18 protein-coding genes and 1 tRNA gene are annotated in these 13,880 nt (G+C 57.9%); 18 read left to right on the top strand and 1 reads right to left on the bottom strand.

Annotated features, from left to right (window positions below):
- Positions 1 to 253: 253 nt before the first annotated feature.
- On the top strand, positions 254 to 1,255 hold the full coding sequence (rhuM, locus tag J5276_RS05125) for a RhuM family protein (protein ID WP_209159512.1): 1,002 nt from the start codon (positions 254 to 256) through the stop codon (positions 1,253 to 1,255).
- A gap of 120 nt (positions 1,256 to 1,375) precedes the next feature.
- On the opposite strand, the gene J5276_RS05130 is transcribed toward rhuM, so the two are convergent.
- Positions 1,376 to 1,735 carry a DUF4145 domain-containing protein gene (locus tag J5276_RS05130; RefSeq protein ID WP_209159511.1) on the bottom strand — a complete coding sequence of 120 codons (360 nt, stop codon included), beginning with the start codon at positions 1,733 to 1,735 and terminating at the stop codon, positions 1,376 to 1,378.
- Between the two features lie 624 nt (positions 1,736 to 2,359).
- On the opposite strand from J5276_RS05130, the gene J5276_RS05135 reads away from it, so the two are divergent.
- From J5276_RS05135 to J5276_RS05215, 17 genes are all read left to right on the top strand, one after another.
- The gene (locus J5276_RS05135; protein WP_019567255.1) at positions 2,360 to 2,521 is read left to right on the top strand and encodes a hypothetical protein; all 162 of its coding nucleotides are present in this window, start codon (positions 2,360 to 2,362) and stop codon (positions 2,519 to 2,521) included.
- 130 nt (positions 2,522 to 2,651) lie between these two features.
- On the top strand, positions 2,652 to 3,128 hold the full coding sequence (locus J5276_RS05140; protein ID WP_209159510.1) for a VRR-NUC domain-containing protein: 477 nt from the start codon (positions 2,652 to 2,654) through the stop codon (positions 3,126 to 3,128).
- Between the two features lie 38 nt (positions 3,129 to 3,166).
- Positions 3,167 to 4,072, top strand: a complete 906-nt coding sequence (locus J5276_RS05145; RefSeq protein WP_209159509.1) for a hypothetical protein — start codon at positions 3,167 to 3,169, stop codon at positions 4,070 to 4,072.
- A gap of 144 nt (positions 4,073 to 4,216) precedes the next feature.
- Positions 4,217 to 4,293 (top strand) — tRNA-Met (locus tag J5276_RS05150).
- A gap of 800 nt (positions 4,294 to 5,093) precedes the next feature.
- A complete protein-coding gene (locus tag J5276_RS30765; protein ID WP_370647613.1) occupies positions 5,094 to 5,423 on the top strand; it encodes an HNH endonuclease in 330 nt (109 codons plus the stop codon).
- Positions 5,416 to 5,724: an HNH endonuclease gene (locus J5276_RS05160; protein ID WP_041694418.1), complete on the top strand. Its 309-nt coding sequence runs from the start codon at positions 5,416 to 5,418 to the stop codon at positions 5,722 to 5,724. The genes J5276_RS30765 and J5276_RS05160 overlap by 8 nt, the downstream gene beginning before the upstream one ends.
- 119 nt (positions 5,725 to 5,843) lie before the next feature.
- Entirely contained in the window at positions 5,844 to 6,299 is a 456-nt protein-coding gene (locus tag J5276_RS05165) for a terminase small subunit (RefSeq protein ID WP_112391676.1), read from the top strand.
- 12 nt (positions 6,300 to 6,311) lie between these two features.
- Positions 6,312 to 7,955 carry a terminase large subunit gene (locus J5276_RS05170; protein WP_209159508.1) on the top strand — a complete coding sequence of 548 codons (1,644 nt, stop codon included), beginning with the start codon at positions 6,312 to 6,314 and terminating at the stop codon, positions 7,953 to 7,955.
- Positions 7,956 to 7,979: 24 nt separating this feature from the next.
- Positions 7,980 to 9,209, top strand: coding sequence for a phage portal protein (locus tag J5276_RS05175; protein WP_006697516.1), 1,230 nt, complete (start codon positions 7,980 to 7,982; stop codon positions 9,207 to 9,209).
- 9 nt (positions 9,210 to 9,218) lie between these two features.
- Positions 9,219 to 10,337, top strand: coding sequence for a S49 family peptidase (locus tag J5276_RS05180; RefSeq protein ID WP_174011478.1), 1,119 nt, complete (start codon positions 9,219 to 9,221; stop codon positions 10,335 to 10,337).
- An 11-nt stretch (positions 10,338 to 10,348) separates the two neighbouring features.
- The gene (locus tag J5276_RS05185) at positions 10,349 to 11,551 is read left to right on the top strand and encodes a phage major capsid protein (protein ID WP_209159507.1); all 1,203 of its coding nucleotides are present in this window, start codon (positions 10,349 to 10,351) and stop codon (positions 11,549 to 11,551) included.
- Positions 11,552 to 11,597: 46 nt separating this feature from the next.
- Positions 11,598 to 11,864: a hypothetical protein gene (locus J5276_RS05190; RefSeq protein ID WP_174011472.1), complete on the top strand. Its 267-nt coding sequence runs from the start codon at positions 11,598 to 11,600 to the stop codon at positions 11,862 to 11,864.
- The gene (locus J5276_RS05195) at positions 11,842 to 12,183 is read left to right on the top strand and encodes a hypothetical protein (protein WP_209159506.1); all 342 of its coding nucleotides are present in this window, start codon (positions 11,842 to 11,844) and stop codon (positions 12,181 to 12,183) included. The genes J5276_RS05190 and J5276_RS05195 overlap by 23 nt, the downstream gene beginning before the upstream one ends.
- 1 nt (position 12,184) lies before the next feature.
- Positions 12,185 to 12,532, top strand: a complete 348-nt coding sequence (locus J5276_RS05200) for a head-tail connector protein (RefSeq protein WP_209159505.1) — start codon at positions 12,185 to 12,187, stop codon at positions 12,530 to 12,532.
- A 125-nt stretch (positions 12,533 to 12,657) separates the two neighbouring features.
- Positions 12,658 to 13,014, top strand: coding sequence for a head-tail adaptor protein (locus J5276_RS05205; RefSeq protein WP_209159504.1), 357 nt, complete (start codon positions 12,658 to 12,660; stop codon positions 13,012 to 13,014).
- Complete coding sequence (locus tag J5276_RS05210; RefSeq protein WP_209159503.1) at positions 13,011 to 13,469, top strand: HK97 gp10 family phage protein; 459 nt, start codon at positions 13,011 to 13,013, stop codon at positions 13,467 to 13,469. The genes J5276_RS05205 and J5276_RS05210 overlap by 4 nt, the downstream gene beginning before the upstream one ends.
- Positions 13,462 to 13,860 carry a DUF3168 domain-containing protein gene (locus J5276_RS05215; protein ID WP_255609977.1) on the top strand — a complete coding sequence of 133 codons (399 nt, stop codon included), beginning with the start codon at positions 13,462 to 13,464 and terminating at the stop codon, positions 13,858 to 13,860. Before J5276_RS05210 ends, J5276_RS05215 begins: the two co-directional genes overlap by 8 nt.
- The last annotated feature ends 20 nt before the right edge of the window (positions 13,861 to 13,880 follow it).

Genomic DNA, 13,880 nt, shown 5'->3' on the forward strand with positions numbered 1-13,880 from the left:
GGGGGATAGTTGCCAAATTCTGTTAATTCCAACCGCAAATGCTTGATGCAAATCGTCGGTGGAACTAGATTTCCTCGGCTACGCATACGTGTAGCGAATCGGACGACCCGGGCGGCGCGGCAACGCTGCCCGGGCCTTGATACCAACCTTACGGCGGCTATGTGATCACATGACATTCCCTTAAATCCCATGTGACGGATGTCAACTGCAATTTCTAGCCCGCCTTCGATCTGACAAAGGAAATTTGATCGAAATGGCAAGCATTATTAGCAAGATGGCGGCAGGTGTCGCCAAGGTAAAAAAAGCTGTTCAAAACAAGTTCGATGCTCTCGCGAACTACAAAGTCGGGAGCGCAGATGTAGCTCTGCCCATTGACCTCGAGCAGGAGACGGTCTGGGCGACCTACGAGCAAATCGCGGACCTTTTCGGCACACAGTCACCCGCTGTGATAAAGCACGTCTCCAATATTTTTAGCGAAGGGGAATTGGAGCGGGAGGCAACTACTTCCAAAATGGAAGTAGTTCGGATGGAGGGGCAGAGACAGGTCCGCCGTTCCATCGAGCACTTCAATCTCGATGTAATCTTGGCTGTGGGGTACCGTGTAAACTCCAAGCGTGCAACCGAGTTCCGCAAATGGGCGTCCGGAGTCCTCAAGGGTTATATTCAGGACGGATATGCGCTAAACGGCAAGCGGCTAAACAGCGATCCCGCAGCGCTGCTCAACTTGGCCCGGGAAGTGCGCGCGATCCGAACGTCGGAGATGAACCTGTATACTCAGGTCCGTGAGACGTTTGCACAGTGCTCAATCGACTACGATAAAGATGACCCGGCCGCCAGAAAGTTCTTTGCAGACAGCCAAAACGTGTTTCATTTTGCGGCGTCCGAGCTGACAGCTTCGCAGATCCTCTTGAACCGCGCGGATGCATCCAAACCGAACATGGGGCTTGTGGGTCTAGGCAACCAGAAACCCACTGCCAAAGATGTTACGGTCGCCAAGAACTACTGCACACCGGAGGAGCTTCGTAAAATGGAGCTTATCGGTGAATCCTGGTTGCTCTATGCCGAAGGAATGGCAATGCAAGGGAAACAAGTATCGATGCAGCGCCTTCTGGACAAACTCACGGACCTAGTCGAGATGCACGAGTTTCCGGTGTTTCCCGGGTACAAAGGCATTCCCCAAAAAGCGACTGCGGACGCACATGCAAAGGCTCAATATGAGCTGTTTAAGACGGCGAGTACGAAGCAAATAGCCTGACGGGAACCAAAGACAACGTCGAGAGTTATGTGGCCAGACAGCTTGCGCACTGACCACGGATGTACTGGCAGATGGCGACAAGCGACAGGAAGGTCGGGGCAGAGATGCGTCGGCCTTTTCTTATTTGGCTCCTTGGGCATCCGCTATACCGCGCTCGACTCTCGCGGTGAGCACGAACAAAAAATGCCCCAACGCCTCTGCAAACTCTACCGATATTTTCGCCTCTTCGTGGCTGACGTGAGGCTTTTCAGCGTCGGCATGTCTCGGTCTGTTGGACCCCAACCGTACCGAATGCGCCCAATCCGCCATACCTTGCGTTAGAACGCCATCCTTTAGGGCTTGGTCGATGCGGGTATACAGGCTGTCTTTCGTGTAACCCTTTTCTTTTAACATCGCGTCGACAGCGCTTCCGGCCACCATGGCTGCTGCATCAGGGGCGTGAAGCACATTGAAAGCTTGCTGTAGAAAATTACGCGCCACTTCTGGAATATCCTCGTGGGCTGTTCTCGGTGACGGATAAGTCCTGTCAACGTCACGCCCTTGATAGCTGCCGTACCCAACGGCAGTAACTATTCCACCGCATGATGAGCATGCGTAAGCGCGCCAAGCTTTCCAATCTTGTCCATCTGACCTGGGGCTACCTTCCCCATCTTTTGTGCTCCAGACTGACCTCAAAAGAGGATTAGCTATCGAACAGTGCGGACACCTGTTTAGAAGTAGCTGTTCGTTCATTTCGGTCATGCTGGCTCCACCAATGATCTTTAGAGAGCGGTTTTTCATCTCACGTACACAACCAAATCCCAGTCTGTAATTCAACTTCTAATACCGCCCGGATAACCCATTTTTTTATCCGTGCACTAACTGTGCACATACGGGCAGAGACACCTGCACAGCGCTGCCCGGTTAGTGCACGTTTAGTAGGGTATATATTTATATATACCCCTACACGTGCAACCGTGCAGGGCGGTGTGCCGCGCGCACGGTTCTCAAGATGATTTTAACTGGGCAGCGTGCGGCGGGCAGAAGGGCGGTCCGGGTGCAACCTGCATTTTGACTGGAACTCGAATCAGGGTGGTCGCATTTGCGGGTCAGAAGGAGGGCGCCATGCCAGACAACGAAACGCAGCCATACACCGTCGAGCAACTGCAACAGGAATATTCGGTCAGCCTGCCAAAGGCCGTCGAGGTCATGGATCGCTTCGGCGGTGATCGACGGACGATCAAGAAACTGATGAAGCGATGTCCGCATCGCGGTGACGAGCACTAAAAAACGACCGGCGTTCAGCCGGTCTTTTCTTTTGGCCAAAAAATATTTCACAAATCGACTACCCGTTTTCGCTCCTCTCTCGGAAAGTATGTGTGTCGCCACCACGACACCACACCACGAGGAGACCGACATGGGAAAAGCCACCACCCAAACCACCCGCGTCAACGGCAAGCGCGTGGTCATCCGCACGAGCACCAAGGGCAAGGTGAGTGTCGCTGAAGCACCCATTAAGGAAAGCGAAGGGCAGGCGGCTCAGGTGCGCGCGCTGCGCGCCTTGCCAGAGTATGGACGGCAGTTCCTGCTCGCGGGTGACATGAATTCAGCCAAGCGCGGACCACGTGCCCAAGCTGATGCTATAGCCACCGGGTTGACGCCAGGCGAAGCCGATCTACGGATTTACCTTAAGGGCGGCAAGCTGCGGATGATCGAGAACAAGGTTGGTAAAGGCCGGCTTTCTCCGGCGCAGGTCGAGCGCCACGCATCACTCGTCAGACTGGGACACCCGGTTGAAGTGGTGCGGTTCACGTCCACAGCAGAAGCTGCCAGCAAGGCGATGGGGTTGGTCAAGGAATGGCTGGCTGAGAACGACAACACCAATCAGCAGTAACAGCGCCTACCAAGCGCTAGCACCACAGGGGAGACGATATGGCCAGACATGGATCACTTGGAGAGCAGTTGGCGGCAGTTCGCCGATATGTAACGACACCAGACCATGAACCCGAGCCGCTACAGACGAACTGGTCGGTTGTTGCCGCGAACGACAACAATCCGGATGATGTCGAGGATCTCAAGCATGACCGCAAAAGGCTGGTCACGCCATCTGTCGCCGAGATCATGAAGAACGTTGCTACGGGTGACGTCGAGCGGAACCCAGCAGGGCAGGTGGTCAGGATCGGAAAGCTGCGGTTCAGCGATGGCACCCAGACTGAAAAAGCCCATCGCCTCACTATTGACGGTGGCGTCGAGGAGTACGCGGCAAGGATGCCGGCTGGTGCGCTGCTTGGCTCTCGCGACAAGGTGGATGTTGCGTTAGGCGGAGACGACAATCCGCAAGAGGTTACCGAAAGCAATCAGTACTTCGCCGACATGCTCGATACCAAGAGGGCCAGATACCTTACCGGCAAGAAGCACAAAGGCCCGCGTGTGAGGATGACGGCAGACGAAGCCCGATCGGAACTGGCCAGGGCTTATGCCAACACCGACATGAGCAAGGTTACATTCACCCGCTGCCCTGATGGACTGCCGTGTGGCTCCGCCAAGATCGCAGATAGCTTTCTGGGAATGCAAAAGACCACATGCGCTGGCGGCGGCTCGATGATGTGGCAGGATATCGTAACCGCGATGGCTGACCGCAAGGAGTGGTTCGATGCGGTCGACGAGTTGAAGGATGAGGACCGGGCGACGCTTGAAGCCGCGCGGTCAGCGAGGAACATGTCCGATCTCGGGACCAAGGCCGGATACACAGGCAAGCAGGCCGAACGACAAGGAAAACGTCGACTGATGGCCGCAAACGACAATCTGATGGCGGCACTACGAAAGGCGGCGTCATAACGTCCCTTTCCGCGATCTCGGAGAGAGTAATGTGAAGGGGTGGCGCAACGTAGTTGCGAACCCCACCACACTCCGAGCGCTCTAAGCGTCGGACCCATCGCCATGCTGCACTTGTTGCAGCCTCTGAGCTTTGGGTAACTATCACGTGGAGTAGAGCAGTCCGGTAGCTCGCCAGCCTCATAAGCTGGAGGCCGTGAGTTCAAATCTCACCTCCGCAACCAATCAGCAGGACAGGCCGTGGACGCGTAAGCCCTGATAACCAAACCGCACAATGCGGCCTGCTTCACAATCCCATGCGCGTTCTCCTCCGCTTGCATGGTGATCGTGCGGCTCGCTCCCTTTCCAAGGTTGAGCGGGCCGCTTTTGTTTTTCCTTCCGAAGATCGGCGCAATTCTCGACCTCTTGCGCTGGTGTCGCGGGTGGGCTTCGGCTCACCCGCTCTACATGAGGTCGACAAGGAGTCGAGACCTTGGTGGATGGACTATTCGGTGGCCTAGTTGCCGCCAATGACAACGTTGAACGTGTATGCCCTATGTGCGGCTCTGCCGTTTCGGGGCCGAAGTCCAAAAAGTTCTGCTGTGCCAAATGTCGTAGGGCGAACGAACGTCTCAACCGTGATCTTGATGCAGAGCGTATCCGCAGAGAAGAGCTGGCGCCCGAAAGAGTGTGCGAGCATTGCGGAGCTACATTTAGGCGCAGAAGCGACAGTAAAAACGCAGCAAGGTTTTGTTCGAGGCGGTGTGGGTTTGACGCTGGATCAAACATATCGGAGTCGCAACGGTTGCGATCGGCGGCCGCCTCAATGAACGTGTCCTTCATAGTGAAGGTATGCCGATGCGCCGCATGTGGGTCACGCTTTCGCGCCACCAATATGGCTGAGAAATATTGCGGTCAAGATTGTCGAGACAAGTTCACTCGTGAGCGCTACATCGCTGCGAACGACAACGGCCGAGACAGGTCAGAGCGACCTTGCGCAGAATGCGGGACGTATTTCGCGCCAGAATATGGCGACCGACGCAGAATGTTTTGCTCGTCAGAATGCTCTGTGAAAAAGGCGCGTCGCGTCACCCATCGAAAAAACCGAGCAAGACTGCGGAATGCGTTCGTCGAGAACGTGGATCCCATTTCGGTGTTTGAGCGAGATGGTTGGACTTGTAGAGATTGTGGTCTCGCTACCCCTCGTGAGAAACGTGGCACGTACGACGCTGACGCACCAGAGTTGGATCACATCATGCCGCTGTCATTAGGCGGAGCGCATAGCTACATGAATACGCAGTGCCTATGCCGCTCGTGCAATGCAAAGAAGGGCAATACGCCACCGCAGCAGGTGAGTCTTTTCGCCTATGGTTAGCAAACGCAGAGAGAGCGCGACTTGGCAGCGATTGTACAAGACGTCCCGCTGGCTTCGCTTGAGAGAGGCGCAGTTGGCGGCTGAGCCGTTGTGCCGCTTCTGTCTAATGGTTGAAGACGTTACCGAAGCTACGGTCTGCGATCATGTGGTTCCTCACAAAGGATCAATTGAGCTATTCCACGATCCAACGAACCTCCAATCTCTCTGCACCCAGTGCCACGACAGACTAAAGGCACGCATCGAGGCCGGCGAAAAGGCGGTCATCGTCGGCATTGATGGTTATCCTGTTGAGGTCGGGTGACGGGGGCATCAAAAGTGTCGGATTGCTCCGCTTAGGAGCGCCGGGGTAACGCAACGCATATGCAAACACAGATTTTTGCCTAGCGCGTGCGCAAGCGCGCGTGCGCGAGGGGATTCCGCATGTCTGATAAGAAAAGCCGCGTCGACAGCGTTGATGAGGCCGTGAGGATTGCCTCTGCGGCTTCTGAGGAGATCCAGTTTCCTGAAAACGTGCCGCTCGACGACGGCGACGTCCCATTTTTCAAGAATGTCATTGCCGAATATGCCCGCGCCGATTGGTCGGCGCACCAGCTTGAAATTGCCGCGATGCTTGCCCGCACGATGGCAGACCTAGTGAGGGAGCAAGACCTGCTTCGCACTGAGGGCTCGGTCGCAGTCACTGAAAAAGGGACGCCCGTAGCCAACCCACGGAAATCCGTAGTCCAGATGCACGCTTCTTCCATCCTTTCGTTTCGCCGATCACTGGCGCTGCATGCGCGCGCCGTACAAGGCGAGGCGAGGGACGCGGCCAAGCGGCGAGACCAAGCCAAGGAGATCGAGGCAGGCGCGAGCGTGGATGACGAACTCCTAGCCTAATCGAGGTTGTGAATGCTTTCTGAGGCCGTGGTCGGCGCCATCAAGTGCGGCCCGATCCCGGTTCTGCGCGACTGGCGCGGACTGCCGACGTCGGAGCTCACCCGCGGCGAGAAGATGTGCCGCTTCATCGAAGAATATTTGGTCGTGCCAGAGGGCGCGCTCGTCGGTCAGCCGATCAGGCTGCTGGACTTCCAAGTGGCCTTCATTCTGTCGGTCTATGACAATCCGAACGGCACGTCGCGAGCGTATTTGTCGATCGCACGTAAGAACTCCAAGACGGCCACCATCGCCTGCCTCTTGCTCGGTCACGTGATTGGCCCTGAGGCGTTTCCGAACAGCCGCATCATGTCGGGCGCTCGTTCTCGCGACCAGGCTGCGGAAGTCTTCAACTACGCCAGTAAGATGCTGATGATGTCGCCGCGCCTGAAAGGGCTGTATCGCATCGTCCCGTCCGGCAAGATGATTGTCGGCTTGCGCAAGAACGTCGTCTACCGCGCCAGTTCGGCGGAAGCCAAGAGCGCGCACGGTGGTTCGCCGCTGGTTGCCATCCTCGACGAGGTTGGCCAGATCAAAGGTCCGCACGACGACTTCGTCGAAGCGATCGTGACATCGCAAGGCGCCTACGGCGACAAGGCGATGATCTTCGCTATCTCGACGCAGGCAGCGACTGACGGCGACCTTTTCTCGCGATGGCTGGATGATGCCGAGACATCAAAAGCACCACGAACGGTTTCGCACCTTTACACGGCTCCGGCTGATTGCGACGTCCTCGACGAGGAAGCCTGGCAGGCCGCGAACCCTGCGCTTGGCAAGTTCAAGTCAGTTTCATCGGTTCGCGACGACGCTGAGCGCGCGGCACGTATGCCGACTGAGGAGGCCAGCTTCCGTTGGCTCCATCTCAACCAAAGGATCGATGCCAATGCACCGTTTGTGTCTCCGGCTATTTGGCGAGCGTGTAGCGCTCGAGTTGTGGACTTTGATGGTCTCCCTGTGTTTGGTGGGCTCGATCTTTCTGAGGTGAGCGACTTGACTGCTCTGGTGCTCATGGCGCCGAAAGAGCAGGACAGAAAGACCGTCTGGCATGTGAAGCCGACGTTCTGGTTGCCGGGAGACGGGATACGCGCGAAGGCAAAAGCCGACCGCGTGCCGTACGATGTGTGGCATAAGGATGGGCATCTCGAAGCCGCCCCAGGCAGAACTGTCGACTACGAGTTCGTCGCGCATTACCTGCGCGACCGCTTCGAAGAGATGGATATCCGCAAGATCGCGTTCGACCGATGGAATTTCAGGCACCTGAAGCCATGGCTTCAGAAGGCAGGCTTTACTGACGATCAACTTGAAGGCGACGATGCTGTATTCCAGCCGTTTGGGCAGGGCTTCCAGTCGATGTCGCCGGCTCTCCGCGAGCTCGAAAGCATCATCCTCAACGGCAACCTTGCCCACGGCGACCATCCAGTGCTGACGATGTGCATGATGAATGCCACCATCAAAGCGGATCCTGCCGGCAATCGAAAGCTCGTCAAACATAACCGCGAACGCCGCATCGACGGCGCAGTCGCCTTGGCAATGGCAACGGCGATGGCCGGAACCTACGAGGTCGGCGATAGCGGCGACTTGGACGACTTCGTCAACAATATCATCTCTGTCACCTGGTGACGGGCAACCTAGTGGTGAGGCCTGATGGGCTTTTTTGAGAGATGGGTCGGAAGGCCTATCAAGCTCACCGACGGCGAGTTCTGGCGAGGCTTCTTTGGCCTTGGCACCACGTCCGGGGAGACAGTCACGATTGAGAGCGCCCTTTCGCTCGATGCGGTCTGGGCATGCGTCAACCTCGTGCAGAACGCGGCCGGCACCCTTCCTTGCATCGTTTACGGCGAGGACGGCGTGACTGTCGACAAGAACGCTCCTCTATACGAGCTTCTGCACGACATGCCGAACATGGACGACACTGCGCCAGAGTTCTGGTCGATGGCGGCGATGTGCCTGCTGCTCGACGGCAATTTCTTCGCCGAAAAGAAGATGAACGGCGAGCGCCTCGTTGCACTTAATCCGCTTCACCCTTTGAGCGTGGACGTGTGTCGCTCCAAAGATGGGCGGAACACGCGCTACTACGAGGTGACGGAAGACGGCAAAAAGCGCCGAGTGCCAGAAGGTAAGATGTTTCACGTCCGCGGCGTCCGGCTGCCGGGCTGTGATCGAGGCATGTCGCCGATCGGCGTGGTGCGTAATACGGTCGGGAGTGCATTGGCGGGCGAGAAGGTCGCCGGCCGCATGTTCAAGAACGGCCTGCTTTCTTCACTAATCGTTAGCTCGGATCAGATCCTGAAGCCTGAGCAGCGCAAGCAGATATCCGACACGCTGACGCAATTCGCCGGTGCCGAGAAGGCTGGTGGGGTGACGGTATTGGAGGCTGGCTTCAAGCCGTATCCCATGTCGATCAACCCAAAGGATGCTCAATTCCTTGAGGCGAGGCAGTACAGCGTCGAGCAGATCTGCCGCATTTTCGGCGTTCCTCCCGTGATGATTGGTCACGCGGCAAACGGCACCACGACCTGGGGAAGCGGCATCGAGCAGCTGATCCTCCAATTCACCAAAACTTGCATGCGGCCGATGCTCAAGCGCATCGAAGCGGCAATTTATCGTGACTTGCTCGACGCGAAGACGAGGAAGACCACGAAGGTGAAGTTCAACATGGAAGAACTCTTGCGCGGCGACAGCACGGCTCGGGCAGAATTCCTGTCGAAGATGGTCACGAACGGCATCTACCTAGTCGATGAGGCTCGCTCTTACGAAGACAAGGCGCCAGTGGACGGCGGCAACAAGGCCATCGTGAACGGCACGATGACTCGCCTCGATACGCTTGGGAAGACCGAAACTCCGGCGCCAACGCCAGCAGCGCGCGCTGCATAAGGGAAAATCATGAAGTTTGAACACCTGATTTCGGCCTTTTCGGCCGAGCCTTGGGCTATTCAGCGCGAAAAACTGGGCGTTTTGGCTGATGTTTTGGTGGCGCGGGCCGAAGGCGAAAAGCTGTTTTCGTCCGAGTACGCCGCCTCTATCGATGAGGCCCGAGCGAAGGAAATTGCGGAATCCAGCGGCAGCGTGGCCATTATCCCGGTTTACGGGGTTTTGGCCGACAAAATGGACCTGTTTTCCGCGATGAGCGGCGGCACTTCCTATGCCGGTATCAAGAAAGCGCTGCACAAAGCGCTTTCGAACGAGGATATCAAGGCTGTCGTGCTCGATATCGATAGCCCCGGCGGCACGGTGCCAGGCACAGACGAGCTCGCGACCGAAATCCGCAAGCTTCGCGGCGGCGAAAAGCCGATCATTGCGCAGGTCAACAGCCTGGCTGCAAGCGCGGCTTACTGGATCGCGGCGTCGACCGACGAAATTGTCGTCACTCCATCTGGCCGCGCCGGTTCGATCGGCGTTTATACCGCCCATGATGACCTGTCCGCAGCTCTTGAGAAGCGTGGCATCAAACGCACGTACATTTCAGCCGGCAAGCACAAGGTTGAGGGCAACGAGACCGAGCCGCTCGGCAAGGACACGCTGGCCCATGTGCAGGACGGTGTGAACCGATCCTACAATCGCTTCGTCGCGTCCGTCGCCGAAGGGCGCGGCGTGACGGTCAGCAAGGTTGAGGATGGCTACGGTCAGGGCCGCGTTTTCTACGCAGAAGCCCTCATGGACCGAGGAATGGTCGACCGCATTGCGACGCTTGACGAGACTTTGGCGCGCTACGGCGCCGACATCGAGCCTGCTCCGGTGAGGCGCATCAAAGCCGCCAACGCTGCGAAGGCTGAGGCAGCGCAGACGCTGGTCGAGAAGATGTCCGCCGGCGAGCAAATCACAAAACGCGAGTTCGAAAACGGCATCAGGGGACTGATGGGGTTGTCGGGCTCTGAGGCAGAGCGGGCCGCTCGGCTCTACCTCAAAGATGGTCAGGGGGCTCCTGACGTCGAGACGGATGCTGCTGCTTTGGCAGCCATTGAACGGCTTATCGCCGAAGCAAAATCACCACTCATTCGATAAAGGAGCCACTCATGGCCGAACTAGCAGAAAAAATTGGCGAACTTGGCGCCTCCCTCGCATCCATCAAAGAGCAGGTCGGCAATCTCGCCACCGACTTTACCTCCAAGCTTGCCGCCAACGGCGAAGTTTCGGCGGAGCTGAAGGAAAAGACCGACGAGGCACTGTCTGAGCTTGGCGACGTTACGACCCGCCTCGGCGAGATGGAGAAGCGCGCCGCTCGAGAAAACGAAATCGGCGAAAACGAGCAGAAGTCGCTCGGCGACCTCGTGATCGATTCTACCGAGTTCAAGGCCGGTATGCTCACCGGTGCATCTCGCGGCTCAATCCGCGTAAAGGCTGACCGCGCTGCCATCACCTCTGCCAATACCACCGTCGGCGCCGGCCGCTCTCAGGGAACGTCTCTGGTGCCCGGCGCCCGCGTTCCCGGCATCTTCGGCCTGCCTGAGCGTCAGCTGACGATCCGCGACCTGGTTTTGCCCGGCCAGACTGCTTCAAGCTCGATAGAATACGTCAAGGAAACCGGCTACACGAACAACGCTGCACCGGTCGCTGAAACGACTGCGAAGCCTTATTCGGACCTGACGTTCGACATGACGTCCGCGCCGGTTCGTACGATCGCGCACCTCTTCAAGGCCTCCCGTCAGATCCTGGACGACGCGCCTGCGCTTCGCTCCTACATCGACGGCCGCGCTCGCTACGGTCTCCGTTTCGCCGAGGAAAATCAGCTGTTGAATGGCTCTGGCACTGGCCAGAACATCCACGGTCTGGTTCCGCAGGCTACCGCGTTCAACCCGGCGTTCGCTGCCGCAGACGAAACTGGCATCGACCGTCTTCGTCTGGCTGTTCTGCAGGTCGTTCTCGCTGAGTATCCGGCAACCGCGTTCGTTCTGAACCCAATCGACTGGGCGAAGATTGAGCTGACCAAGGACGCCGGCGGCAATTACATCATCGGCAACCCGCAGGGCTCGCTCACTCCGACGCTCTGGAACCTGCCGGTTGTTTCGACGCAGGCGATGGCCGCAGGCGAGTTCCTCACCGGCGCGTTCAGCTTCGCAGCCCAGATCTTCGACCGCATGGAAATCGAGGTTCTGCTTTCCAGCGAGAACGTCGACGACTTCGAGAAGAACATGTTCACCATCCGCGCCGAAGAGCGCCTGGCGTTCGCAGTCTATCGCCCCGAGTCCTTTGTGACCGGCGACGTCGAAGGCGCCTGATTGACCTAGGGGAGCTTCGGCTCCCCTTCCTTGAAAGGGAGTGAACATGACCGATTTTCTAGAAGTGAAAGCCAAGCGCACGTTCGCCGTCGGCAAAGAGTTGAAGACCAAAAAGAGCGATCCGTTCAAGGTCGAGGCAGGCGAGGCGAAGCAGCTCGATGAGCTGGGCCTGGTCGACATCATCGGCGAGGTTAAGGCTGACGCCTCTGTTGAAGACGACGCCGCGGATGAAGCCGCTGACAAGCCGGTGATCTCCTCTGCTCGCTCGACGAAGAAGAAGGACAAACCCGATGCTGTCAACGAAGGTTCGTAAGCGCAGGGTCGCATCCTATATCGGCGCCGGTATCGTCAACGGTATCGGCTCACCCGTGAATTCGGTTGCTCCGGCAATCACGGGCACAGCTCAGGTAGGACAGACGTTGACGTCGACCACTGGCACGTGGTCCGGCTCGCCGACCTACGCAAGGCAGTGGTTTGCCGCTGGCGTCGCAATCGCTGGCGCTACGGCGGCTACCTATGTCCCTGTCGCAGGCGATGTTGGCAAGGCCATCACGGTTCGGGTAACCGCCACAAATGACAAGGGCAGCGTGCCTGTCACAAGCGCGCCGACTGCCGCAGTAGTGGCGGCCTGATATGGCCATCGTCGATCTCGAAACCGTCAAGAAGCATCTCCGTGTCTTTCATGAAGATGAAGATGCGGAGATCGGCCTCTATCGCGACGCCGCTGAAAGCATCGTTACGCAGCATCTTGATCGCGAAGTCGTAGCCGCAGGCGAAACGCCCACGGCCGCCGACGGCATCGCTGCAACGCCCGCAATCGTGTCGGCGATCCTTCTCGTGACCGGCGATCTCTACGAGGTGCGCGAGCCTGACCCGAAGGCAACGGGCGACGCGGTTCTTCCGCGAGCGGTACGGATGCTTCTGGCTCCGTGGCGCGTCTGGCGAACAGTGGCGGACGACTATGTGGCTCCGATTCCATGAACCGTTTGACTGGCGCCAGCCAGGATTCACCATCGCCTATAAGGCTGGCCTCTACAACGTCACACGCAAGTGCGCTGCGGCTGCGATAGCGGCTAAGGCCGCTGAACCCACCAAGGATCGACCTAATGCCAAAACGCAAGAGATCCGGAGCGGGGTCGCTCAGTGAGCGCATCGGCTTTGAGGCCGAGGTCGAGGGTGACGATGGATATGGTGGCGTGGTCGTCGGCTTCGCGGAGCAATTCTTAGAGCCCGCACGTCTTGAGCCGCGCGTCGGCAGCGAGCCTGTCATTGCAAGCCGTCTTCAGGGCTTGCAGCCCTATACCATGACCGTCCGCAGCAACGAACGCACGCGCACTATCACGTCCGCGTGGCGGGCGCGGAATAAGCGGTCTGGCGTGGTCTACGCAATCAAGGCTGCGGTCAACATCGACGAACGCAACCAGTGGATCGAGCTGCTTGTGGTGCAGGGAGAGGCGGGATGACTATTCTGGGCCTCGCTAAACTGAATCGTAAGCTCGCAAAACTGCCGGCCGCTGCCGAAAAACGCATCAAGGAGGCGATGGGGCAAGGCGCCGACGAAATCGTCGCTCTCATGAAGTCGCTTGTTGCCGTCGATAGCGGTGAACTTCGCGATTCGATTGGCTGGACTTGGGGCGATGCTCCAAAATACAGCCAAAAGATTGCCACCGTGAAGTCAACTGACGGCAAACTCGTGATCACGATCTACGCCGGAAACAGCAAGGTACGATACGCTCACCTCGTAGAGTTTTCCACGCGTGCCCATGAGAACGCTGGCCAGTTTGCTGGGACAATGCATCCTGGCACGTCAGCACAACCATTCTTCTTTGTCTCTTACCGAGCGCTCCGCCGACGGACCAAGTCTCGCATCACACGGGCGATCAACAAGTCTGCGAAGGAGGTGGCTTCGGGTGGCTGATCCAGTTCTCGAGTTACAGGGCGCCATCATTATGCGCCTCAAGGCTACGCCAGCCGTTACCGCTCTTGTTGGGGCTCGGATTGGGGACATTCCACAGTCCACATGGGCTAAGCCGTACATCAGCATTGGCCCTTCCAATTATGTGGCCGAGCTTATCGATTGTATAGACGGCGGCGAGGTGATGATCCAAGTCGATTGTTGGTCAGACGCCACTGTCCTGTCCCAGGTAAGGCAGGTCGCTGACGCGGTGCGCCGTTCACTGCGCAATTGGGATCCCCCTTTGGCGACCAATGCTCTGGTTTCATTCGAGCCTTGGCGCACGGATTTCATCACAGACGGCGCGATCAAGCAGGCCTCGCTCCGCTACACGGCGATCATCGAAGAGCCGTAGCGCTCCACCATTCATCCGAC

It is taken from the genome of Agrobacterium sp. S7/73 (genome assembly GCF_019355535.1).
Taxonomy (GTDB): Bacteria; Pseudomonadota; Alphaproteobacteria; order Rhizobiales; family Rhizobiaceae; genus Agrobacterium; species Agrobacterium tumefaciens.